Source organism: Streptococcus sinensis (assembly GCF_000767835.1).
In the GTDB taxonomy this organism is placed as follows: Bacteria; Bacillota; Bacilli; order Lactobacillales; family Streptococcaceae; genus Streptococcus; species Streptococcus sinensis.
This window is the reverse complement of record NZ_JPEN01000068.1, coordinates 22,232-45,189: the sequence shown is the minus strand read 5'-3', so window position 1 is coordinate 45,189 and position 22,958 is coordinate 22,232. Positions and strand designations below refer to the sequence as shown.

The window sequence follows — 22,958 nt, the reverse complement described above, 5'->3', positions numbered from 1 at the left end:
TTTTTCAAAAAAAGGCAAACTATTAACATTGTATGTTTCATGTTAACAAAAAGGAGTTTCAAGTTCATCTTGAGGCTTCTTTTTTATATACAAAGATATATAACTTCTTATGTAACATCAACATCTTAAACATTAGCTAGAATTGATTTGTCCCCTTAATGCAAAGAATTTCATTATCTCTTATGATGGAAGTACCAATGAAAAGGAGTTGATTAGATGGATGAGAAATATGGTGTCCCACGGGACATTTATGCCAAAGTCAAAATTATAGGGTTAGTGATGGCTGATATTGTTTTTGTAGGCGGATCAGCTGTGGCAGCCGTGTCTATTGGAACGAAGATTTTTCCAACGAGCCAGTGGCCGCAATTACTTGCTTTTGTGATTCTAACACCGTTGATGTGTCTGTATCTAGTTTTACCGACAAATGGTGGAAAGAAGAATTGGAATAGTATGTTCCTCTTTTTTAGAAGACGCCGCAAGCGCTATGTCAGCCTGAATTATCATAGAAAGGAGAACCATTAATGGCTATTAAACAAACGCAAATGAGGCCTAATGCGAAGCGACCATTAGGTCGAAAACAAGAGAATAAGAAAGGCAACCAGGAATATTTTGACCTCCATTCCTGTGTGGAATTGCTGGATGTGAAATCCATTATTGATAATCGTCAAGCATACATCCAGTTAGTCGATTATGGTTATCTTCAGCTGATGGAGATTCCAGGAAAGGACTTAGGGTCGCTCTCTTACAATGAAATCAGACGGACTATTGATAATTTTGAAAAATGGTTAACGGACTTCAATACAGATATTCAGATTGAAACAACGACCCTACCAACCAATACAGATACACAAATGATGGACCTCCGCCATCATTTGAGTTTGGTGCGTCAAGAAAAGGCAAAGCTATTACCTGACTCACGTCGCTACTTGCAGTTGCATGATCGTGAGATGATTCTCATAAATGAGCTTCAGGTGGAAGAGAGTATTCAACAGGAAATCTATAACACAGAATTTATTCTGTGGCTCTTTGCCCCAACGACGAGCGAGTTAGATGACTTGGTTCGCAAAGCTAAGTCTTATGGCAATAATGATTTTGTTCCTCAAGAAATTACCCGAATCAAGAAGGAACAAATCATAAAGCAATTTAACAATATGAACGAAAAAGTGTAAGGAGAAGAGTATGCCAGAATTATCAAAACGCAGACAGCGGCAGCTAAAAGCACAAGGGTATGACCTCGCTTTTCTCAGTCGGATTCAACCACAGGGGAATATTGATTTCAAGAAAGATGACCGCTCTTGGATGAGTGGAGACGGATATCATACTGCCCTTCATTTTTACGAGTATCCATCAGAAGATTTAGATCGTTTTTGGCTATCAGATCTTATGTTAATTCCTGGAACCCGTTCGTTCTTATCGCTTTATCGAGCCAACAACAAAGAGCTGAAGCAAGAGATTAAGGATTCCATAGAAGAAAAATCGACGCGTATTACAAGTAACAGTAAAATCGTTGATAATCAGCAAGAATTAGATGAAATCAAGGATCTTACTCAGTTAGATCGAGATATTAAAAAGAAGAACATCGCCATGTTGGGGATGTATGTGCGCAACTATTCTTCAGCCTCAACGAAAGAAGCGCTTTTCAAGAAGGTGGAGGATATTAAAGATAAGACGTCAAACTTCAAGTCAACCATTCTCTCAGGAGAATTGGACTTTGAGTATCATGCACCCTTTATTCCAGCACAATATCAAATTGATTTACCTAATCATAGACGTGGGATTCCCATTAGAGCGCATGACCTAGCAGGTGGCTATTTCTTTAATCATACCAAGCTAGAAGATCAGCGAGGAGTCTATTTGGGCTGGACCCCGACGAAAGGGGCCGTCAATTTCAACTTCTTAGAACGAGATGAACGCAGGACGCGTTCCTTTATGATTCTCTCAGGCAATCCAAAAATGGGTCAACGCTCCTTTCTTTTAAAACATACAGACGGACTCTATGCAAAAGGGAACTACATTCGTAACTTCGACGCTAACGGGACATTTCTTGATCAAACCAGACAACAGCACGGTCTCATTTTAGACTTATCGGGAGAAGCCAATCGCATTAATATGTTTCAAGTTTTTCCAACTGTAACGAATGAAGAAGGAACGGCTATAGATAAGAAAAAATCTTACAACCTGCATATTCAGAAACTCAAGAGTATCTTCAAACTACTGAACAGTGAAGCGACTGGCGATGACTTAACGACCTTTGGTGATATGCTAAATGAATTCTACATTGAGGAAGGCTTATGGGCACGCAACCCTAAACTCAATCCAGAGAAGTTGAAAGCTACCGATTTAGTCAATGAAGAGTATCCCATTTTATCAGACTTTATTTTGTTTGCGGATGACTATAAACGTAGTCTCATGATGCAAAGTAATCCTGATGAGATTGAGATCAAATCCGTTAACCGTATTTACAAAACATTCAATGAACTTTTAACAACAAACGAAGAAATGTTTGAAGGGACCACAGAGTTCCAGGATATTTCTTCTGAACAAGTGGTGACCTTTGACTTTTCAGGTCTAAAAGGGACACCACATTTGCTTAATGCTCAAATCTTTTCAGTCCTCTCCTTGGTCTCAGCTGATATTGTAAACAACGGCAAACGCTGTAAACAACTACTAAAAGCAACCCCCAATCTAACAGAGATGGATATGGAACATTACATTGTGAACATTAGTGAAGCGCAAACTCTTATCAATCCCAAGTATGAAAGCAGTGTGGAATTACTAGCAGATATGATTGATTCCATGGGAGAGAATTTTGCAGGGGTTGTGTTATCTGTTAACTCCCTTAGAGGAATCCTATTTGAAGCTGGCGCAGGAAATCATAAAGACCCTTACGTCACATCTGTGCAGCGTATCTTTGGACTCATGCAATACCGTGTGTTTGCGCAGACAGACGAAACAAGCATTCCTTTGCTTGCCAATGCCCTAGCAGGTTCGATGAATCAATCTGAACTTGAGACCTTACCACGCTTAATTAAGGGTCAGTTATTTATGAATATTGCAGGAGTTGGAAATTTAGTCTTTAACCAGCAATTATTAACTCCAGAAGTACAACGCTATGGTGGTATCCAGTAGAAGGAAAGGAAAGTTTTATGTCGCAAAAGAACAATCAACTCGGCTATTTTGGTCGGAAAAAACAAGCGTTTGATGAATATGTGTTGGTCACGAAGGCTAAAATGAAAGCAGAACGGGATTATTTTGCTTCTGAAGGAGAATCGGATCCAAAGCGGTTGTCTGCTCAAAAAGCACGCGATCAAGAGTTCCTAAAAAGTCTGAAGAAGGTAGGAATTGGCTTTATTGTTTTCTTAATCTTCTATGCCATTATAAAGACGATTTTAGGCTTATGGTAGAAAGAGGGATGATGTGAAAAAAGTCGTTTTCTTGAAAATACTGCTTCCACTAGTCTCTGTTGTCTTTCTGATTAGTGTGGGAGTTACCATCCTAGCAGGTATTTTAGGAGCCGTTAGTGGCACACAGACAAATTGTACGACAGAGATCTCAACTTCAGCTTCTACTAATTCCTCTATTTCTTCAGGTGATGGTTCTATTGATTCCTTTGTAAAGGAACACAAAGAAGCCTATATTCTTTCCTGGAAAGCAGGTGGCTTCTTGCCATCTGCGTCCATCACGCAGACCATGATTGAAAATGGGTTTAACTTCTCCAATCCTAATGGCACATCGTTTTGGCAAGCACACAACATGGGAGGCGTTAAAACCTCCAGTAAGAGTAACTTTCCAGTCACAATTGCGACCTATGGAGAAAATAGTATCGACTTATCTGGAACCAAACCAGGAGCTAATGTCGGAGATGGGACCGGTGGTGCTTATACCTGGTTTGCTAGTTATGATGCAGGGATTGTGGGGAAAGCTGAGTTCATGGCTCACCAAACCCTCTATACAAAAGCCATCAATAACACTGATGGTATCGCAACTCTTTCTTCCATTGCGGACGGTGGCTGGGCAACTGACAGCAGCTATAAAACCAAGTTGGTTGATATGTACAATACGCTTGGGAAAAAGTATGAGTGGTTGGATAAAGAAGCTATTAGTGCTCATGGAGAAAAGCCCTATCAGGGCGCCACATCTTCACCTGGAGATAGTGGTCCATCTGATACTTTTACCAGTAGTAAGAGTAAGGATTGTAGCGATTCATCTTCAAATGGTGCTACTGATGGAACAGGTCGAGTTCCATCTGATGCGACTGCATGGGGCTATAGTCCTGATAATCTTCCAGACAGCTTGAAGCAATATATTATCGATCCAAAAACGCTTGGTATGGAGTATGCTGGTTCTACAGGTTGGTATGTCACAGGTAATGGACCAGGGTTTGATGGGCAATGTGTAAACCTAACCATTAGTCTTGGAAATCACCTCTGGGGGCATTCAGGATCCGTTAGTGGAAACGGGAAAGATCAAGCAGCTGCTTGGGCTAATATCTTTGGAAATGGCGTTAAAACAACACCTAAGAAAGGCGCTATCTTCTCGACTCAGAATGGCGGCGGTGGCTATGGCCATACAGGGATTGTCTGTCATGTCTTTGAAAATGGCTCAATTTTGATAGTAGAGCAGAACACACCCCTAAGCGGCTGGGATTCCTTTAAAAAACCATATACCTGGAACTATCGTATCTGGAGCCCAGAACAGCAAAGGGCAGAAATCACGACCTTTGCTTATCCAGACGGTAAAGCCCCTAAACTCGGAAAATAAAAAGGATAGATCAATGAAAGAATGGATAAAAGAAAATATGATTTTTGTAATGGTGATTAGCTTATTACTTCTTTTTTCAGGAATAGCTGTTTACAGAAATTTCACCAGCAACAAACCTGAAAATTCTCAGACGGAACACACAAGACCTTCAGAGTCTAAACCTTCTTCAGTAGCTGAGCCAGAGACGGCTGATGAGAAGAACTATCGAACAGCTAAATTAAAGTTAGAACATCCCTATACAGAAAGCAGTGAGGAGCAGAAGCAACAAGTAGCAAAAGCATTTGAGGAGGCCATCAAAGCCATTCATCAAGCTAACCATCTGACAGAGGTCAAAGGGACGTTCGAGAATCATTTATCCATGAGTCAAGACGGGATGATTCAAACATTGGCGATGGCCATTCTAGTGAATCAGTACAGTTATCAATCTTCTAAACTAGAGGTGACAAGATCAGACAATGATGACGTTGTTCAGTTTTTGATTGTCTTGACGAAAGACGGAGAGGATAATTGTTATTTTGTCGGAAACTTCAATACAACAGTCCATCAAATCCAGCTGAAAAATTATGTTGGCGGTAATATCGGTGGCACTTTTGGATAGTTAACAAGAAGAAATGCACAAAAAGTTATATAACAATTTGTGTATTTTTTATTGACAAATATTATTATTTGAGATAGAATAAAGGTATAAAAAGTTATATAACTATTTATCTAATAAATAATGATTGAGGGAGCCTTATGAAGATTCAAACAACAAACTTGGATAAGGGTGGTGGCGGAAAAAGTAGCCAAACCTATAATGAAGCAGATTGGCTGTCTAGAGTTATGGGGAAACGTGTCTTGTTAATTGATGGGGCTAGAGAATGTAATTTAACGCATTCCTTTGATGTGACGAGTGACAAAACTATCTATGATATTTTTACAACAGGTGAGTATGAAATTTGTCGTATCAACGATAATCTTAGTTTAATTCGTGGGGACGAACGGCTAACTGATGAAGAATTAGACCTCAACAGTCGAAATAATAAATATCTTCAGCTCTTTATGTGGTTCAGTGAGCATTATGATGAATTAGCCGAACAGTTCGACATTATCTTGATTGATACGCACAATGATGAAAGTTTAGTGACAGCTAACTTTATAGCCGTTTCAGATATTGTCCTGGGTGTAACGGATGCTTCTACAAATGGTTTTCGTGCCTGGTTAGCTCTTAAAAAGTTTGTGGACTATATTAAGAGTGAAGCAGTTGAGGTTATCACAAAGAAAAGCTATGTGAAAGCTGAAGCTTATCTTATTGGCAATAAAATTGAGTATTACGGTAACAACGTGACAGAAACCTGTAAGCAGTTTTTGGATGTTGTTCAGGAAGATGAAGCCTACCTAGGTTCCATTCAGAAGAAAGAACTGGTGGCTAAGAGTTTGGTGATTAACCAAAGTGTCTTTGAGCAACGTGAATCTATGACAACCAAACAAAAGGAAAATCATCAGAAGTTTTATGATAATATAGAAACTGTCTATCAAAATATCTTAACAGTACTGGAAGGAGAGACAGCCTAATGACAGAGAATCGCTTTGCCCAACTAAAAGAAACCTTTGACAAGGAGTCGCCTAAAAGACGAACCCCAATACGACGTAAAGAAGCAGCTCAAAAGTCACCTGATAGCTACAATAAAAAGGGTCGCTTCCCCTTCTCGCTACATTATGATGTCCGTTATGATAAGTTAGAAGATTTGGTGGCTTATCATAGAGCTAAATCTGCCTCAGATTATTTGGAGAGATTGATCCTTCAGGAATGGGAAAAGATGCAGCGAAAACTGAAGAGTAAAGAAAAATAAGGAGTGCGACCATGGCTTATTTATCAACGTTATCCGATTTAGACCCATCATTGATAGATGCAGATTCTGAACAAATTTATATTCCTAAAGTCCTATTTGAGCATGATGACTTTAAGGGATTGAATTATAAAGAGATTTTGGTCTATTCTTTTTTGTTAGATCGTTTAAGAGAACCGTTAGATTTTATTCAAAAAGGCTATGATGACAATGGGGCTACCTATGTTCACTTTAGGGTTGAAGACTTATGTGAACTGTTCAACCAGGGTAAGACAACCGTTATTTCCCTGAAGAAAAAGTTAGCTCAATATGGATTGATAGAAGAAGTGAAATCAGGTAATAACCAGCCTAATCGTATCTATTTAACCGATAAATTGGTTCCATATATCAAGGAGTAAAGCTATGATTATTTTTGTTTCCATTAAAAAACTGGTTCAGACGTTCTGGTGGTTGATTGTGGCAATAGCGCTGTATATTTTTTATCAATCTATTGGGCTAAGCATGTTTTTCTTGTTAGTCATTGGACTATTGGCTTTGAAATTCGTTCCTGTTTTAGTATTACCGATTTTAATCATTGCACTAGGGGCTCATTTTTCAGGTGGCTTTTCCTTTATCGCAGACCTGATTGTCTGGGGCTTTTGGGGACTTGTTTCATGGCCCATTTGTTTTGCTTTTGCGGAGAGTATCCGTACCTCCATTGAACGAAAAAAGCAGGAAAATAAATAATATGAAAGAACCTGAGACAAAATAGTTCTCAGTCACAAAAAAGCTAGAGATTCCCAATGGCGGAACTCTAGCTTTTTAATTTTGAACCGTTCTCTTATTGTATTTAAGGAGATTATTGGCCATTTTTTTGGTGCCAAAATCAAAAGAAATTTGAAAAGCGATTAATGAATCTTTAAAATAGTTCTCGTTATTCTAATTTAGAGGAGAGAGGCAATGACAATCTTTGAAGAACGAGAGTTAAAAGAACAACTAATTGCACAAAATGCGACAAATTTCTATGAGTTTGTCTCTAAGTATGATGATCAGATGGTTCCGATTATGAAGGCCAGAGGCTATACCTGCATCCATTCTATGGAGCGTACGGTAGCTTTTACATTTGGAGAGTTTACTTTTCGCCGTCGTCGATGGAAAAAAGGAAATCAGTGGGTAGTCCCCGTAGACGAGGAACTAGGGTTAAAAAAGAATGTCCGGTTCTCCTGGGAATTCATGTACCAAATTGCTTATCTTTCTACTATGATGCCTTATGATAAGGTCATTAAAGCTGTTCAGATGGTCTATCACATTGTGATTACAAAGCCTACCGTTGTTAAAGCGGTTAAACTTTGTCATCATTTACTCAAAGAGCGGGAAGCCTATCGTTTTTTTGAGGAAGGGTTTCCTGTTGATAAAAAGCATGTCAATGTGATTTATATTGAAGGAGATGGAGTGATGGTCAAAGCTCGAGGAGAAGAATTAGATAATCGAAACGTTGATTTGTCTCATTTTGTGGTACATACAGGTAGTCAAAAAGTAGGGAGTAATCGTTTTGAGTTACAGGACAAAAAAGAATTTATTTCCTTAGACAATCGTCTGACTCGTGACAAAGTATTGGACTATCTTTATAATCATTTTGAAATAGACGAAGATACATTATTGATTACCAATTCAGATGGTGGCCATGGCTATACCCCTTATGTTTTCAAAGAGATTGCGAAAGCTCTTAAAGTGAAACGACATGAGCACTTTTGGGATAAATATCATGTTGACCAGAAGCTAAAGTCCTTTTTCAAACTTTACTCAGAGGAGCTCCTGGATAGTGCTTTTCAAGCAATTAAGCAGCACGATAAAGGAAAACTACGAACAGTTTTAGATACAACAGAAGCATTGGCTTTGAATGAAGAAGAACTGGCAGTCTTTGAAAGCTTCAAAAGAAAGCTGCTTAACAACTTTCAATACACTAAACCAGCAGAATTGAGAGGATTCAGTCATGCAGGGATTGGTGTGATGGAGTCACAGCATCGTAAGATTACTTACCGTATGAAGAAGCGAGGCATGTATTGGACGATACAGGGGGCTGAGACGATGAGTCAAATGATTGTCATGGCTTATGAAGGCGAGTTAAGAGAACTCTTTTTTGGTTCCTGGCGTGAGTATTATCAGCAGTATATCGATCTAGAGTCTTTTAGTGCTGGAAAAATCAAACAAGAACAGAATAAGAATAATAAGAGCTATGATGTTCAATCAGTTGGTCGCCTCAGATATGGCAAATATCGTAATTTATAGATAAAAAGATAGATATAAAGTTATATAATAATAACCTTTGTGATAAAGGTCTTTTTGTGCTGTTTTTTATATAAAATACTTGCGTTGTGTGTTGGTGTGTGTTATAATTTAACTAACTTAATCGAATAAAAAAAGACGAAAGGTGCGCTAACACCTTCCGCCTTACCGAGTAAGAACTCGCACTTCTTACTCAGTCTCTAATTTATGATACAGGATAAACGTATCTATGTCAAGGGCTGAGCAAGAAATTGTTCAGTCTTTTTGATTACAACTCGGTGACAAGTTCTCCTTTTTCATACAGAATTGCCTATTCTAAAAAATTCTACCACATACGATTTCAAAAAAAGTCTTGACATCCTTTCAGGAAAAATTTACAATATAGGAAATTAGAAAAGTAGTAGATGAATTTGTTTTTAGCGAGCTTGTGGGTGGTGGAAATGAGCAGCAAATCTTTACGAAATTGGGCTAATTGATAAATATGAATTTGAAACAATAAGAATTCGGTGGGCACACCTTACAGTGCAGCTTGTTTGATGACAAGACAGAGATATGGAGAATACTATCTTTTTTCCATAATTGAGGTGGCACCGCGATTTACGCCCTCACACAGAGTACCTGTGTGAGGTTTTTTTGTTGTTTATTATAAAAAATAAGGAGAATTGCCTATGTTTAAACGATGGCGTCCCTAGGGATTGAATATAAAAGAGAGAAATGGAGAAAGAACATGAAAAATAAACGTTTAATGACTATTTTAGGGATTCTGGCTGTTTTGGCAATCGGTGGGATGGTCTATTCCAGCTTGAACAGCAAAAATAACACTTCTAATACTGGTGGTGAGAGTCAAACGGTCAAGGTCGGCGTGCTACAGTATGTCAGTCATCCTTCGCTGGATTTGATTTACAAGGGGATTCAGGATGGTTTGGCCGAGGAAGGCTATAAGGGAGACAAGGTTAAGATTGACTTTATGAATGCTGAGGGCGATCAGAGTAAGGTCTCTACCATGAGCAAGCAGCTAGTGGCCAATGACAACGATGTGCTGATTGGTATTGCGACTCCGTCTGCGCAAGGGCTGGCTGCGGCTACTAAGGATAAGCCAATCGTCATGGGAGCTATAACTGATCCAGTCGGAGCAAATCTAGTGAAAAATCTGGATAAGCCAGGTGGCAATATCACTGGTGTCTCTGACCACAATCCAGCCAAGCAACAGCTAGAGCTGATTAAAAAACTGACTCCAGACGTTAAGACTATCGGTGTGCTCTACTCTAGCAGTGAAGACAACTCTAAAACTCAGGTGGAAGAGTTCAAAAAATTGGCTGAAGAGGCGGGCTACACGGTAGAAGAATATTCTGTTCCTTCAACCAATGAAATTGCTTCAACCATGAATGTCATGACTGGCAAGGTTGATGCTATCTGGATTCCAATCGACAATACTATTGCGTCAGCTTTTGCGACAGTTGTGTCCAGCAATAAAGAAGCTAAGAAACCGATTTATCCAAGTGCGACAGCCATGGTAGAAGAAGGTGGCCTTGCATCTGTCGTTGTAGACCAGTATGACCTAGGTGTTGCGACAGGGAAAATGGCTGCTAAAGTCCTTAAAGGTGCCAAACCTGCTGACACTGCAGTGGATATTTTCGATACAGGTAAATCTGTTATCAATACCAAAAATGCCAAAGAACTTGGCATTACTGTACCAGAAGATGTTCTGAAAGATGCTGGCCAAGTTATTGAATAAGACTCAAAGAAGCTTTATCTAATTTAGATAGGGCTTCTTGTTTTAATAGTTTATTCGATGCTCGAAACCTTAGAGCAAATTCAATTATTTATTTCTGTGAAAGGTTCTGTAATTTTTGATCTCAGAAATCCAGATACATACCTACAGAAGAGTAAGTGTCTAGAGTTTTGAGGTAAATAAAAAATATTGAGTTAACAGGAAAAACTGTTAACTCTTTTTTCGTATTTTTGGGAGGTAAAAATGACTAAAAGAAAAACTAAGGAGAAAATATCCCGAGAGGTGATTATCCAATTTCTGATGAGGGAAACGGGTTTAACACGGCAAGAAACAACGGCAAGCATTAAAGAACTTGAGTCTTTTGGATTGATTGGATTTAATTCAAAAGGTGATTTCAGATTGAAAGAGGTGTAAGTATGGAAAGGATTTCACTTAAACAAGTAAACAATAGTGAGAGATTCTTCCGTGTGCCAAAGCAACTTTTTGAATCCAATTTTTATAAAAGAATGTCTGCATACTCAAAACTTCTATATGCTATTTTGAAAGATAGGTTTGAATTGTCAATTAAAAATAACTGGATTGATGAAGATGGTAATATCTATTTTATTTTCACAGTTGAAGAGATTGGCGATATGTTAGGTTGTGGTAAAGACAAGGTTATAAAGCTTAAAAAAGAACTTAAAAAATATAATCTTTTAGAAGAAGTTCGTCAAGGATTGAACAAGCCAAATTTAATTTATCTTGGTTCATTGAGAGATGAAAACGTAGTTAAACCCTTGGTAATGGCGGAAGTCGGAAAATCAGAATTCCAGAAGTCGGAAAATCAGAATTCCAGAAGTCGGAAAAACCGAACTCAAGAAGTCGGAAAATCAGAATCTAATGATACTGAATCTAGTGATACTAATTCTAATGAAACTGAAAGTGATAATAGTTCTAGAAAGGCTGAGCAAATTTCAGAAGAAATTTCCTCGCCTTCTGGAGCTAATGATTTATCTATTCCAGGTCAATCTGTGAAATATATTAAGCCGGAATATTATTCTCTGCTGCAATTGATTACTGATAGGTATAATGGAAAATTTACGCAATTAGATCTTTTTACAGGTGAGTTTCAAAATTATAAATTAACCCACTATCAAAAAATGATGATTGGACAATATCTTTCAGATGGGTATGTGACGAGTGGTGAAGTGTTAGATATAATCGAGCGGATTCCAATTGATTCGGAAAGTCCTCTAGCTTATTTGTTGAAATGTCTGGAAAATCTTAAAGAGGAACGTAGGTTAGAGGCGAAAATGATTGCTCATAGGAATGCTGACATGAAATATGAGATTTCAGGAAAGACTGCACTAGTTTAAGAGGTAATGAAAAATGAAAACTATTCTTCGTTATCCAGGAAGCAAGTGGAATCTAGCTAAGAAAATTGTTGATTTATTTCCTGAACATAAAAGTTATCTTGAACCGTATTTTGGAAGTGGAGCAGTTTTATTTAATAAACCTTCAAGTTCTATTGAAACAATCAATGATTTGAATGACGATGTTGTCAATTTGTTTCAAGTGATTCGGAGTTATCCAGACGAGCTGGCCGAAAAAGTATTTTTAATTCCTTATAGTCGAGCTATTTATGATAAGGCTTGGGAGACTAATCCTCATAATGAAGTTGATAAAGCGGTCAATTTTATTATCCGTTCTTTAATGTCTCATGGTTTTCGCAATTTTGAAAAGTCTGGGTGGAAGCGTGATGTGAACGGTCGAGAAAGAGCTTATGCAGTGAAGCATTGGAATGAACTTCCTGAAATTATCCAAGAAGCAGCTATCCGCTTAAAACAAGTACAGATTGAGAACCGGCCGGCTTTGGATTTAATTTCAGAATATAATCGTGAGAATGTCTGTATGTATATTGATCCACCTTATGTTTTGAGTACGAGGACAAGAAAGCAGTATACAGTAGAGATGGAAGATCAGGATCATGTAGAACTTTTAGAAGAATTGAATCAGTCTAAAGCAAAAATATTACTTAGCGGTTATGATAGTGAACTTTATAACAAGCAGTTATCTAATTGGGAAAGAATAGAATTTGCGGCAACGGCAGAACAGGGCTTGCAACGTACAGAAATACTTTGGATGAATTTTCAGTCGAAGAAGCAGTTGGAGTTGTTTTAAAGAAGTTTAAGAAGATGAAATCAATTATAGGTAATGAAGAAATTATCGTACATGTTTACGATTCTTTAGTAGGTGAAGATTTGGATTAAGATAGTTCCATATTTCTAAAATACTTGACCTGAGTAAGTCATAAAACTACTTTTGACCTTTGAAAATTGAATACCCCCACTGTCCCGATTAGCGCAGTCTAGGCATAAAAAGAAGAATAGGGGCGGTGTGTAACTAGAAAGTATATCTAGTGCTGACTGCATCATGGAAAGTCACGGTTGACTTGTCCCGTAAGACGAAAGAGTTTGCGATTCCTAAACTATAAATCGTGCGTAAAAAACACAGTAGAGATGCTACGGCATCAACTCGGCATGGCAGTAAATCAGCCTTTGATTCAAATAAAGGAGGACAAGATGAATCAAATAAAATCAACTAGTGAGGTCACACTCACTGACTTAAGACGACTAGGTTTGCAAGGCGATACAACTGCACGGCTTGTAAGTGGTGAAGAAGTTAAATTAACCAGTAAGCATGGTTTAATACCTAAAAAAGGTTATGTGGCAGGAAAACTTCAATCGGTTGAGATGGTTGCGGAATACTCAAAAATTTATAATGAAATCCGGACAATCAAACGTGGTGATGTTTTAGTTGCTAGACGAATCAAACAGGGAAATAAGACAATCTTGCAGCTAACTGGTAAAGGCTATCATCGACCTATCGTTAAAACTTAACAGATAGAGTCCTCATCTATCTGTTTTAGGGAGCAAGGAAATCTTTCTTTGTTGCTGAAAGCAGATAGGTGATGTTATGAAAAGGAGAAGAAATGAGTATTGTCCAACTAATATTTTCAATTATTCTTCTAGTATCGGTTATTCTGGTCTATGTGACTTTTGCATTGATGCGAGTGTCCGGTGATATTTCACGAGAACTAGAAGACTATTCACACAAGCAATATTTTAAGTAATTATCAAAAAGGAGAACAAAATGGAAATCATGAATGAAGTTAAGAAAGTTGTGTTAGCTAGTGCTATTTTAACAGGAGCTGTTGGTGCAACTAATCAAGTTCTTGCAGAAGAGGTGAAACCTTTAGAGCCAATTTTGGGTAGCGAACAGCAGGCAGTTGAAAAACATTCCGCAGTAACTGCTACTGATGTGGCTATCTCACAAGAGCAAGTTGATAAGGCGGACTCAGCTGTTAAATTCCAAGAGGGAATCACAAATGCAGCTCAGGCAGAGGTGACTTCTGCTGAAAAAACAGTCAAGGAAATCAAAGAAGCGGTTACTCAGGCAGAGGAAGCCGTTAAGGAAGCTACTCCTGAAAATATTCAGCAGGCAAAAGCTAGTGTAGCCGCAAAAGAGGGTGCTGAAAAGCAAGCTCAAGATGATTTGAAAACTGCGGAAGCTACACAAATGCAAGCTGAAAAAAGTGTGACTGAGCAGGAAGCGAAAGTTACCGAAGCTACAAGCAAGCTGGCTGACAAAGAGGGAGAAGTGACAGCTGCAGAGCAGGTCGTAGCTGAAAAGCAGGCTATTCTTGACGGAACAGGAGTTGCAGACGTTGTTGCCAAAGCTGAAACTGCCAAAAACAACTTAGAAGCCAGCAAAGAGGCAGTTTCACAGGCTCAAACAGAATTAACGGCTGCCAAACAAGCTGATGCTCGACGTGCTTCCGAATTGAAAGAGGCGGAAAGTGAGGTAAGAGCTACAGAAGCAGATAAGCTGACGAAAGAACAGGCATTAGCTCAAGCAACGGCACAGGCGGATCAAACCGAAGCTCAGTATCAAGTTGCTAAAGAGAAGCTATCCAAGACTCAAAGTCTGCTGGATAGTTTGAAAACCAGCTCTATCACCTATCCTGCTGGATATGCTGAAGCTTTAAAAGCTTATTTCAACAATCCTACGGAAGAAAATTCAAATAAACTGCAAGAAATTGCCAAGAAAGGCATGATTGCTGCTGGATTTAGCTCGCCGGACGGAGGTAAGACTTATTACAGCAATCCAGCTTCTCCATTTAAACCAAGCGAAGCTGATAAGAAGGTGCTGATTTCCGATGTCAATAATTTATCAACTGAGGTTCAAGAAGCATTGGCTGCATTTAATGCACAACTGATCAATGATTTCCGCCGGTTGATGGGAACGGATGATATTCCAGTCTTGGTCAATCGAGATATGCAGAAGGTTGCTCAGAAAGCGACTCAGCTGTCTACTAATCAATATGGACATGATCAGGATGCTTTAAATACAGCCGCTAAAGAAGTCGGACTGGTTCAAGGGAACCAAGGTTTGCTCTCGGAGAATATTGGGTATCAAAGCCCGAGTGATGTAGTGACACTAGCTGATCTGAAACAACAAGCTTACAATAATCTGGTTATGATGATGTTTTACGATAAGCATGCTGATTGGGGTCATGCACTAAACTTTTCAGGGCTGGATCGGGAGTCGGTCATGTTGCAGTATATCGGTGTAGCAACTCGGAAGCTGGATCGTGGGTTAGTAGCTATGCACTACGTTGGAACAGACTCTAAAACAATTGATTTGCTGAAAAATCGACTGCATCAGGATGTTAAGATTGACACGAAGAACAACGTGGCTAGCATCGAGGGTCAAATTAAAGCTGCTCAAAAGTCTCTAGCACAAGCCCAGACAACCTTTACTGCTGCAAAGGGTGCTAATGATGCAACACAAGCGAAAAAGACACAAGCACAGTCAGCCTACGAAGAGGCAAAATCTACCGCTGAAAGAGCAGTGGCTCAGCGTGCTGCTATTCAAAACACAGCCTTAAAAACACCTGCAGCGGAAGCAAAATTAACTCAGGCAGAAACCGAACTGGCAAAAGCTGATTCAGAAAATAAGGACGCTCAAGCAACGTTGGCTCAACTGAATGCGGATGTTCAGACTAAACGGAAAGTACTTGAGGCAGCAAAAGAAAAGCTGGCCGAAAAACAAGCTGAACGCGAAACATTGAATGAAGCTCTAATGGCTGAGAAGGCGGTATTGGCAACGAAACAAGCTGAACTTGGTAGAACGAAAGAAGTCGTTACCAATCACCAAAAAGCACTTAAAGAAGCACAAAATGACTTGAAAGCATCACAAGAACGAGTAGAAATCTTGCAGACTGCTCCTCAGCTTTTAGAAAAAGCAAAAGTTGCTCTTGCGACTGCTCAAAAAGTATTGAAAGAAAAGAAATCAGTGCTTGAAGCAGCCCAAGCCAAACTAGAAGCAGCAAAAGCAGTTCAAAGTAAAGTAGTTGCAGCTCATAAAGAGCTGGTATCTGCTTATCGTGCTTATTTAGCAGCGCAAAAAGAAGCTGAGCATCAAGAAAAGTTAGCAGCTCAAAAAGCAAGTATTGAGCAGGCTGGAGGAAATCCGGTTCCAGTAGTTCAAAATGGTAAGATTGTGGATTATGTACGAGGTCAAGTTCAGAATCAAGCAACGAAAGTTACTAATCCGGTTTATCAAGCTCCTGCTGTGTCCAGATCAACTGGCTTGCCTAAAACAGGTGAAGAACTTTCAAGCCTCGGGCTGTTTGGTGTAGTAACTATTTCACTTTTGAGTTTCTTGCGAATCAAACGAAAATCTGAGGTAAATTAATTCGGCTAAAGTCATCAAGATTTCTTGGTGGCTTTTTAATTGGAGGTGTCAGATTGTTTTTAAAGAATTTGTTGAAAAAGTCTGATGGTGTGTTTGTTAAAGCAGATAAATATCAGGATCAGATAAAGATGGAAAAGCGATTGAAATTTTTAATTGGAAAGAGGAAGAAATGAAAATTGTATGCTTTAGAGCAAGAGCTCCTTCGACTTATATCGAAACAAGATAAAAACCAATACTATATTAAAAACTAAAGGAGAAATCATGAAATCAAATCTTGATACAAAGGCCTACGGGTCTATCAGAAAAACAAAACGTTGGGGAACCTGTGGTGTGATTCTTGGCTTAGCTGCCCTGATGGGAACAGCTCAGATTGCGCAGGCAGATGAGGTGACGGATGCAACACCGGTAGCCGTTGCCAATACCGCTTCTAACTTGAAAGATACCCAGCCAGCGCCAACGGCTGAAAATCAAGCTGCTATCAAGCAAGCAAATCAAGCAGACGGCTCTGTTTCTTTGTCTAACAACACAGAAACTCTTGAGGGGGCAGTAGCTAAAGCTCAAGCAGAAGGTGTCAACGTGGTAAAAGATGCCACGGTGGACAAAGGGGTAACAACGAATCTTGAAGCGACGCAGCAAGCTCAATCTGAAATTGCGGCAGCTCAAAATGAACAACAGAAACAAATTGAGCAAACGACTTCTGATTATGTGGATAAAAAGCATGCTCAAAAAGAGGCAGCTGATACAGCTATTGCTAACAACAAGGTAATTATAGCCGAGAACCAAGCGCTTCAAGGTGCATATGACCAAGCGAAAGATGCAGCTGAAAAGACTCAGGAAGAGTTAAAGAAGAGCAAGGAAGCGGTGAAGAAGGAATTCCCAGATACCAAAATCACCGAAACACCGAAAAACATTACGGTAGACCCAAATTCCAAGATTTCTTATGATCAGTACAAGCAGACTGTGCTCTCTGTCCAAAAATCTAATCAACAAGCTATTTTGGATCATGCTGCTAAGGTGAAGAAGGATGCTCAAGATCTTGCTAAACGCAACTCGGAAGCAAAAGACAAAGTGGATGCGGAAAACAAAGTGATTGCAGCTGAAAATCAAAAAATTATAGATGACCAGAAACGCTATGAAAAAGAATTAACTGAAGCTGAAAAAAATAAGGCGAAGGATGGCTACGCTACTGAAGTTATTAAAAAATTCTTGATTTTTGGTCGTGAAAATACGAAGAATGCCAAACTTGTGAGTGTTAAGGGAGCGGAATTTATCTCTCAGAAGAAATATTGGGAAGAGGTTGATAAAAAGGGCGGTAATGTCTTTAATGTGATTGGTACTAATTGGGATAATTTGGTTACTAATGATGCCAAAGAAGCGACTTCGACATCCAGTGGTAGCATCTTGGGTCGACTTGCAGTCGGTCAGACTGCAGTTGCTCGATATGAGGGATTGGATGCTTCTTATGACGGTAAAAAAATCATAGCCGCCGAATTCCATTATATGGCCAAAAAGGCTAATAGCCAATATGGTAAGATCAATTTGAATTTTGAAGGGAATCCTACTTCAACTATTTTGGCAGGTACTTTGGCAGGCAAGGAAGGCTATGAACTTGATGTAGAGGTTCGATATTTTGGGGAAGATGGAAAGGAAATTCTTCCAGTAAAAGGAAAACCATTCCTTTATTCGGTTGCTTCCATGAACTCTTACGGTGAAGGAACATCACACGTTGAATATGCTCGTATTTCTTCCGATGACAAGTTCATTCCAATTAACGGATCTAAGGTTGCTCGTTATGGTGATTTGGTTTATTCTAAAGCCAATTTGGAAGATTTGGATGCTTTAGGCTTAGACAAACCATGGGACAGAGAAGACAGTCCCTACGCGTATAAAGGTGCTGGGATTGTTTCGACAGATAAACGAATCAGATTTAGTTTCGGTGTTGAAACAAACGGTCAGGAAAGTGGAATTGTTTCGCAATGGTTTGCATTTAATACTGATTTTAAGAGTACATCAGTTACTCCTCCAAGTCCAAATAAGGTTAAACCACTGAAGCCATTTACTCCTGAAAAGCCGCAACCTTCTGAGTTGAATTTGCAGACGGTTGCTTTGCCTCCTAAGCCAAAACCAAAACCGGAAGAAAATGTTCCAAAGAAACCACAGCCGCCAACGGTACATTACAACGACTATAAGCTTTCCGCACAGCCACAGATTAAAAAATCTGTCCAGAATGCGGATGGTGTGGATGTTGATGGGAAATATGTGGCTAAAAATAGTCTGAATAAATGGATTCTCAATGTAGAAGCTCTTCCTGCTGGTCGCCCTAAGACGACTAGTCTGATGGCGGTTGATCCGACACCAGGTGGCTTTAAGCCAGAAGTCGATTTGATCAAGAAGGATAATCCAAATTGGAATATTGGTTTTGATCAAAACAATAAATTAACAATTAAAGCTACAGAATCTTTATTCAAAGCAGTTAACGGTGATCTAAGCAAGGCTTATAAAATTGCTCCATTCGTTTATTGGGGACGGCCGCAAAACGATGCGGCGGACTACGTGAATGGCTTTGAGCTGCTAGTAAATGGTGGCAAGGATAAGGGTGGTTATACTCGCAAGAGTAATATCGTGAAAATCTCAACACCAGGGAAAAAGAATCCGGATCCTAAGAATCCAAACAATCCGAAAGATCCGAATCGTACTGCCATTCAACCTGAAAAGCATAATTATAATGCCGAAGGTAAAATCGTAGACGGAAAGGCAATGGCTCCTGAAGCGACCAATCACTACATTTCTAAAATGACTAATCTTCCGTACAAAGGTGACCAATCTGCCAAGGAAGCGATTCAACGTGGCTTTGGTTTCATTGAGGATTATCCAGACGAGGCGGTAAATCCACTGGAAGGCCAATTCAAGGTTCGGGATGCCGAAGGCAAGGAAGTCAATGGACTCAAGATGTACCGTGTGCTTTCTAAAGATTCTTTGACTGGTTCTCTAAAGAAAATGGTAGAAGATTCTGGGATTTCTCCAACAGGAGCTTTCTATATGTGGGTAGCTGAGAAGCCAGAAGAATTCTATAAGGCATATATCCAGAAAGGGATGGATTTGTACTTCCATACCCCGATGAAAAATAAAGCTGGTTTTACTGGCGAGTACAAAAACCAGGTGCATCAGATCCAGTTCGGAAATGGTTACTATTCGAATATCGTGAAGAACCATGTTTCTATTCCAAAACCAGACAAGGTTAATAAGGATAAGGCTGGTACGGTGATCAATGGCAAGACCTTGACTCCAGATACTGTCAACTACTATGAAGTGAAGCTGGACTATTCTAAATATAAGGGAATTGAGCCGGATAAGTCCTTTATCAAAAAAGGTTTCTTCGGGGTGGATGACTTCCCAGAAGAAGCACTGGACATTGATCAGTCAGGAATTCAGATGCTGGATGAAGACGGAAAAGAAGTTAAAGGACTTTCTTCTAAGATCTACTCCAGCCTGGCAGAAGCACCAGAAGAGGTTCAAAAAGCATTTAAAGCTAAGAACAAATCTCCGAAGGGTGCCATTCAAGTCTTTAGCGCAGATGATCCGGAAGCTTTCTTTGAATCTTATGTTAAGACTGGAAAGGTCATTACCTTACGAGTTCCAATGAAGATCAAGAAAGAGTTTGCGAAAAAAGGTGGCGAGTATCAGAATACAGCTTATCAGATTGATTTTGGTCAGCTGTATGAAACACCAACGATCATTAATCAGGTTCCAAAACCAAATCCAGAACCAAAACCGGAACCAAAACCGGAACCAAAAACTCCTGAAGGTCGTCCTCAACAACCAATTGTTACGACAGAACGGAGCTTGCCAGCAACAGGGGAACACGCTTCTGCAGAATTGCTGCTGGCTGGTTTGGCAATGGCTGGTGCTGCTGGCTTAGTCTATGGCAAACGTAAGAAAAAAGAGGCTTAGAAAGCTTTAAGCTCCTTTAAATTAATCTATTTTTATGGTATAATAACGGTAAATCGTGAAGGAGAAGCATTATGAAATTTGGGAGTGATTTTTCTTGGTTATGGGCTGCTATTTTTAAAATCTTTACGGCTCCCTTCTACTTGGTTCTTTGGTGTATCAATGTTGTGAAATCTGCTATCGGAATGTTTATTTTCTGGATTATCGCAAAGATATGTGTGACACTTGTATTACTTGCGTTATTAGGTGGTATTCACTATCTGTTTAAAGAATCTAGCGAAAATTTTTTAGCAGGAGTTCTTGGTTGGTACTATCCTAATATTATGGGTTGGTCTACTGAGCCATGGATGACTGCTGGACAGATATTTGAAGCTCCCAAAGGGGGAGCTAGTTTCTTTCCATATCCACACATTGAGGTTCCGATTATGATTGTACTCACTCTTATAGTTGCCACTACTCGGACGATTTATCGTGAGGAATTTGATTGACTTTAAAAATAGAAAAGAATTGTGCTAAGCACTGTGGAGTATCTGCAGTGCTTTTTGTTTTAAAAAATTGAAATTAAAGAGGTAAAATCAAAATGGAAATTATTACAAAAATTATTACTGGTCTAGGCGTAGTCGGAACAATTTCAGGTCTTATTTGGATCTGGAATGGTTCAGTTGACTACATTCAAGGGAGAAAGAATAAAGACAAGCAACGTCAAGATGATGGCGCTGATTCTATGACGAATGGTACATTCTTGGCCGTTGTTTCTGTAGGGATTGCGGCCGCAATTGTTGCAGCCTTGTCTCAGTTAAAATTTTAGGAGTGGCCTATGAATTTAAACATCGGAGAGCTAACTAGTTCTCTTGCCAATTACAGTTCTGGTACTAACCAAGCTGTAACGATGATGGCCGATGCTGTCCGACCTATTGGGTATATCCTTCTAGGTCTTTTTTTCTGGTTTGAAATGGCATCTTGGTCACAAATGGTAAAGACAAGAGGCGGTGCTCTGACTCAAAAGATTTGGTTAGAAGCCTTGATGAAGTATCTATTTGCTTTAATCTTGATTGCAGCCTCATCGCAGATATGTGATGCCATTCTGGAGTTGCTTAATATTGTAGTAAAGGTGATTGCTCATGTAACACCTACAGTCAAAACGACTATTGATTCTAATATTTCTGGTGGGAAAGGTTGGTTTGAAAAGCAAATTATAGGATTTGTTGGATTTATTGTCAGCAAAGTGTCTAACATTGTATTAGGTATTATCATTTTCTTACGTTACTTAGATCTCTACCAGCTCAAAGCTCTTGCTCCATTACTGGTCTCCTTCTTTATGATGGATTCTTTACGATCGATAACGATCAACTTCCTGAAATATTTTGCGGCATCAGCCTTTATTGGAGTTATTTTGATCGTTGTTTCAGTCGTGTATGATTCGATTGTGGCAACAGATCTTCTTAAGGTAACAACTGCAGATAGTGGTACTTGGGGAACAGCCTTTGCATCAATTGCTAAAGGAGTTATCTATATCTTTGTCATGGTTGGAACTGGCCGAAAAGCTAAGCAGCTTTTAGGGGTGTAGGACATGTTAGCTATGAAAATGCTACGGCCGTTTGATGGAAAGGAGTAACTATCATTGGAAACAATAAGTGACATAGGAAACAGGCAATTTAAAGCCTTGCAAAAGCAATATGGAACAAGTGAGCTGAAAGAAAAAATCACTTCACTTGAGCAAGAAATCACCCGTCTTTCCTGGTTTGCCTATGAACATGAATTATTATCGGAACCCTTATTAGATTGGGTTCTTTATGGGAGGGTCAAAATATCTGAATTCCCCCGTCCTGTTCGAATGAGTGAGTATGGTGATGAGCTCTACATTTATGCTTGGCGCTATGCAGAGGCGAACCGTGACGCATCTTATGGACTGAATATTCTTACCCTTCTTCAGGAAGATATGACTCATTGTGCTACGGCCGGCAGTATATCTCAAGAAGAGTATGTTCACCGCCTAGAACGGTGGATTAGATACATGGATCGTGGTAAAATAGCTTTCAAAGGAGATGAGAATTTTGAAAGCTATTTTCAGGAACAAAAAGAAGCTCACAGAAGCTTATTCGAGACTTACGGCTTATGAAAAGGAACTCAGGCTACTAAAGAATCAGATAAATGCTCTGGAAAAAGACTTACTAAGAATTGAAGAGTCTAATCATAGAGAAAGCATGATTCTTTTCAGTCAAATTAGTCAGGGACGACGGATCATTATCACGGTGTGGCATAGCCTGAATTACAAAAAGCAGATTGATAGGCTTTATTTTAGTTTAGATGACGGACAGGGAAGCACCAAATACGCTCATTGTCTAGAAATTAAAGTTCATTATAGCTGTCAAGATGGGCTGTTTAAACAGCTAGTAATAAAAGATTTTCTCGTAAAAAAACCGAATAGAGGTTATGGCAGTCTATTATTGAGGGAAGCTCTTCTTTATATCAGCCAGCTATTCGGGGTTAAAACTAGAATTGTTGGAAAGCTATCTTTTGTAGATGAAGAAGATAAGGAAAACCATCAACGACGAGATCATCTGTATCAAAAGTTTGGATTTGCTGTCACAGAAGGGAAAATCTCACTTGATGAAATTCCTGTAGCTATGATTGCGAAGGAATGTGATAAATTGAAAAAATGAGTTTCATAGCACTAACAGTTC

The 22,958-nt window shown here is 39.3% G+C and carries 23 protein-coding genes; all 23 read left to right on the top strand.

Annotated features, from left to right (window positions below):
• Positions 1-216 precede the first annotated feature (216 nt).
• The 23 genes from SSIN_RS05680 (at position 217) to SSIN_RS05570 (ending at position 22,937) form a co-directional block, all read left to right on the top strand.
• Positions 217-522, top strand: coding sequence for a DUF5592 family protein (locus SSIN_RS05680; protein ID WP_037616729.1), 306 nt, complete (start codon positions 217-219; stop codon positions 520-522).
• Positions 522-1,169 carry a hypothetical protein gene (locus SSIN_RS05675; protein WP_037616727.1) on the top strand — a complete coding sequence of 216 codons (648 nt, stop codon included), beginning with the start codon at positions 522-524 and terminating at the stop codon, positions 1,167-1,169. Before SSIN_RS05680 ends, SSIN_RS05675 begins: the two co-directional genes overlap by 1 nt.
• A gap of 10 nt (positions 1,170-1,179) precedes the next feature.
• Positions 1,180-3,129, top strand: coding sequence for a virulence factor (locus tag SSIN_RS05670; RefSeq protein WP_037616726.1), 1,950 nt, complete (start codon positions 1,180-1,182; stop codon positions 3,127-3,129).
• A 17-nt stretch (positions 3,130-3,146) separates the two neighbouring features.
• Entirely contained in the window at positions 3,147-3,404 is a 258-nt protein-coding gene (locus SSIN_RS05665) for a hypothetical protein (RefSeq protein ID WP_037616724.1), read from the top strand.
• 13 nt (positions 3,405-3,417) lie between these two features.
• Positions 3,418-4,761 carry a CHAP domain-containing protein gene (locus SSIN_RS05660; RefSeq protein WP_037616721.1) on the top strand — a complete coding sequence of 448 codons (1,344 nt, stop codon included), beginning with the start codon at positions 3,418-3,420 and terminating at the stop codon, positions 4,759-4,761.
• A 13-nt stretch (positions 4,762-4,774) separates the two neighbouring features.
• Positions 4,775-5,359 (top strand): hypothetical protein, encoded by a 585-nt coding sequence (locus SSIN_RS05655; RefSeq protein WP_037616719.1) that lies wholly within the window; start codon positions 4,775-4,777, stop codon positions 5,357-5,359.
• Positions 5,360-5,496: 137 nt separating this feature from the next.
• Entirely contained in the window at positions 5,497-6,315 is an 819-nt protein-coding gene (locus tag SSIN_RS05650) for a ParA family protein (RefSeq protein ID WP_037616717.1), read from the top strand.
• Positions 6,315-6,593, top strand: a complete 279-nt coding sequence (locus SSIN_RS05645) for a hypothetical protein (protein ID WP_037616715.1) — start codon at positions 6,315-6,317, stop codon at positions 6,591-6,593. Before SSIN_RS05650 ends, SSIN_RS05645 begins: the two co-directional genes overlap by 1 nt.
• A gap of 11 nt (positions 6,594-6,604) precedes the next feature.
• Complete coding sequence (locus SSIN_RS05640; protein WP_037616713.1) at positions 6,605-6,988, top strand: replication initiator protein A; 384 nt, start codon at positions 6,605-6,607, stop codon at positions 6,986-6,988.
• A gap of 4 nt (positions 6,989-6,992) precedes the next feature.
• Entirely contained in the window at positions 6,993-7,316 is a 324-nt protein-coding gene (locus tag SSIN_RS05635; protein WP_037616710.1) for a hypothetical protein, read from the top strand.
• Between the two features lie 213 nt (positions 7,317-7,529).
• Entirely contained in the window at positions 7,530-8,858 is a 1,329-nt protein-coding gene (locus tag SSIN_RS05630; RefSeq protein WP_037616707.1) for an ISLre2 family transposase, read from the top strand.
• A 724-nt stretch (positions 8,859-9,582) separates the two neighbouring features.
• Positions 9,583-10,590, top strand: coding sequence for a tryptophan ABC transporter substrate-binding protein (gene trpX, locus SSIN_RS05625; protein WP_037616705.1), 1,008 nt, complete (start codon positions 9,583-9,585; stop codon positions 10,588-10,590).
• A gap of 240 nt (positions 10,591-10,830) precedes the next feature.
• On the top strand, positions 10,831-11,001 hold the full coding sequence (locus SSIN_RS10700; protein WP_037616703.1) for a hypothetical protein: 171 nt from the start codon (positions 10,831-10,833) through the stop codon (positions 10,999-11,001).
• A 2-nt stretch (positions 11,002-11,003) separates the two neighbouring features.
• Complete coding sequence (locus SSIN_RS05615) at positions 11,004-11,942, top strand: replication initiator protein A (RefSeq protein ID WP_037616701.1); 939 nt, start codon at positions 11,004-11,006, stop codon at positions 11,940-11,942.
• Between the two features lie 13 nt (positions 11,943-11,955).
• Positions 11,956-12,747: a DNA adenine methylase gene (locus SSIN_RS05610; protein ID WP_037616700.1), complete on the top strand. Its 792-nt coding sequence runs from the start codon at positions 11,956-11,958 to the stop codon at positions 12,745-12,747.
• A 401-nt stretch (positions 12,748-13,148) separates the two neighbouring features.
• The gene (locus SSIN_RS05605) at positions 13,149-13,466 is read left to right on the top strand and encodes a hypothetical protein (RefSeq protein WP_037616698.1); all 318 of its coding nucleotides are present in this window, start codon (positions 13,149-13,151) and stop codon (positions 13,464-13,466) included.
• Positions 13,467-13,719: 253 nt separating this feature from the next.
• Positions 13,720-16,326: an SEC10/PgrA surface exclusion domain-containing protein gene (locus SSIN_RS05600; RefSeq protein WP_037616696.1), complete on the top strand. Its 2,607-nt coding sequence runs from the start codon at positions 13,720-13,722 to the stop codon at positions 16,324-16,326.
• A gap of 261 nt (positions 16,327-16,587) precedes the next feature.
• Positions 16,588-20,277 carry an SspB-related isopeptide-forming adhesin gene (locus SSIN_RS05595; RefSeq protein ID WP_037616694.1) on the top strand — a complete coding sequence of 1,230 codons (3,690 nt, stop codon included), beginning with the start codon at positions 16,588-16,590 and terminating at the stop codon, positions 20,275-20,277.
• A 71-nt stretch (positions 20,278-20,348) separates the two neighbouring features.
• A complete protein-coding gene (locus SSIN_RS05590) occupies positions 20,349-20,762 on the top strand; it encodes a hypothetical protein (RefSeq protein WP_037616692.1) in 414 nt (137 codons plus the stop codon).
• Between the two features lie 92 nt (positions 20,763-20,854).
• Positions 20,855-21,082: a hypothetical protein gene (locus SSIN_RS05585; protein ID WP_037616690.1), complete on the top strand. Its 228-nt coding sequence runs from the start codon at positions 20,855-20,857 to the stop codon at positions 21,080-21,082.
• Positions 21,083-21,091: 9 nt separating this feature from the next.
• Positions 21,092-21,841, top strand: a complete 750-nt coding sequence (locus tag SSIN_RS05580) for a conjugal transfer protein TrbL (protein ID WP_037616687.1) — start codon at positions 21,092-21,094, stop codon at positions 21,839-21,841.
• A 54-nt stretch (positions 21,842-21,895) separates the two neighbouring features.
• The gene (locus SSIN_RS05575) at positions 21,896-22,393 is read left to right on the top strand and encodes a hypothetical protein (RefSeq protein WP_052076766.1); all 498 of its coding nucleotides are present in this window, start codon (positions 21,896-21,898) and stop codon (positions 22,391-22,393) included.
• Positions 22,329-22,937 carry a hypothetical protein gene (locus tag SSIN_RS05570; protein WP_037616684.1) on the top strand — a complete coding sequence of 203 codons (609 nt, stop codon included), beginning with the start codon at positions 22,329-22,331 and terminating at the stop codon, positions 22,935-22,937. The genes SSIN_RS05575 and SSIN_RS05570 overlap by 65 nt, the downstream gene beginning before the upstream one ends.
• The last annotated feature ends 21 nt before the right edge of the window (positions 22,938-22,958 follow it).

Bases quoted from the DNA above. Each gene is read 5' to 3' on its own strand.
- SSIN_RS05610 (WP_037616700.1), top strand. From the start codon at position 11,956: ATGAAAACTATTCTTCGTTATCCAGGAAGCAAGTGGAATCTAGCTAAG.
- SSIN_RS05645 (WP_037616715.1), top strand. From the start codon at position 6,315: ATGACAGAGAATCGCTTTGCCCAACTAAAAGAAACCTTTGACAAGGAG.
- SSIN_RS05680 (WP_037616729.1), top strand. From the start codon at position 217: ATGGATGAGAAATATGGTGTCCCACGGGACATTTATGCCAAAGTCAAA.
- SSIN_RS05655 (WP_037616719.1), top strand. From the start codon at position 4,775: ATGAAAGAATGGATAAAAGAAAATATGATTTTTGTAATGGTGATTAGC.
- SSIN_RS05585 (WP_037616690.1), top strand. From the start codon at position 20,855: ATGGAAATTATTACAAAAATTATTACTGGTCTAGGCGTAGTCGGAACA.
- SSIN_RS05630 (WP_037616707.1), top strand. From the start codon at position 7,530: ATGACAATCTTTGAAGAACGAGAGTTAAAAGAACAACTAATTGCACAA.
- trpX (WP_037616705.1), top strand. From the start codon at position 9,583: ATGAAAAATAAACGTTTAATGACTATTTTAGGGATTCTGGCTGTTTTG.
- SSIN_RS05600 (WP_037616696.1), top strand. From the start codon at position 13,720: ATGGAAATCATGAATGAAGTTAAGAAAGTTGTGTTAGCTAGTGCTATT.
- SSIN_RS05650 (WP_037616717.1), top strand. From the start codon at position 5,497: ATGAAGATTCAAACAACAAACTTGGATAAGGGTGGTGGCGGAAAAAGT.
- SSIN_RS05635 (WP_037616710.1), top strand. From the start codon at position 6,993: ATGATTATTTTTGTTTCCATTAAAAAACTGGTTCAGACGTTCTGGTGG.
- SSIN_RS05640 (WP_037616713.1), top strand. From the start codon at position 6,605: ATGGCTTATTTATCAACGTTATCCGATTTAGACCCATCATTGATAGAT.
- SSIN_RS10700 (WP_037616703.1), top strand. From the start codon at position 10,831: ATGACTAAAAGAAAAACTAAGGAGAAAATATCCCGAGAGGTGATTATC.
- SSIN_RS05670 (WP_037616726.1), top strand. From the start codon at position 1,180: ATGCCAGAATTATCAAAACGCAGACAGCGGCAGCTAAAAGCACAAGGG.
- SSIN_RS05615 (WP_037616701.1), top strand. From the start codon at position 11,004: ATGGAAAGGATTTCACTTAAACAAGTAAACAATAGTGAGAGATTCTTC.
- SSIN_RS05595 (WP_037616694.1), top strand. From the start codon at position 16,588: ATGAAATCAAATCTTGATACAAAGGCCTACGGGTCTATCAGAAAAACA.
- SSIN_RS05590 (WP_037616692.1), top strand. From the start codon at position 20,349: ATGAAATTTGGGAGTGATTTTTCTTGGTTATGGGCTGCTATTTTTAAA.
- SSIN_RS05675 (WP_037616727.1), top strand. From the start codon at position 522: ATGGCTATTAAACAAACGCAAATGAGGCCTAATGCGAAGCGACCATTA.
- SSIN_RS05580 (WP_037616687.1), top strand. From the start codon at position 21,092: ATGAATTTAAACATCGGAGAGCTAACTAGTTCTCTTGCCAATTACAGT.
- SSIN_RS05665 (WP_037616724.1), top strand. From the start codon at position 3,147: ATGTCGCAAAAGAACAATCAACTCGGCTATTTTGGTCGGAAAAAACAA.
- SSIN_RS05605 (WP_037616698.1), top strand. From the start codon at position 13,149: ATGAATCAAATAAAATCAACTAGTGAGGTCACACTCACTGACTTAAGA.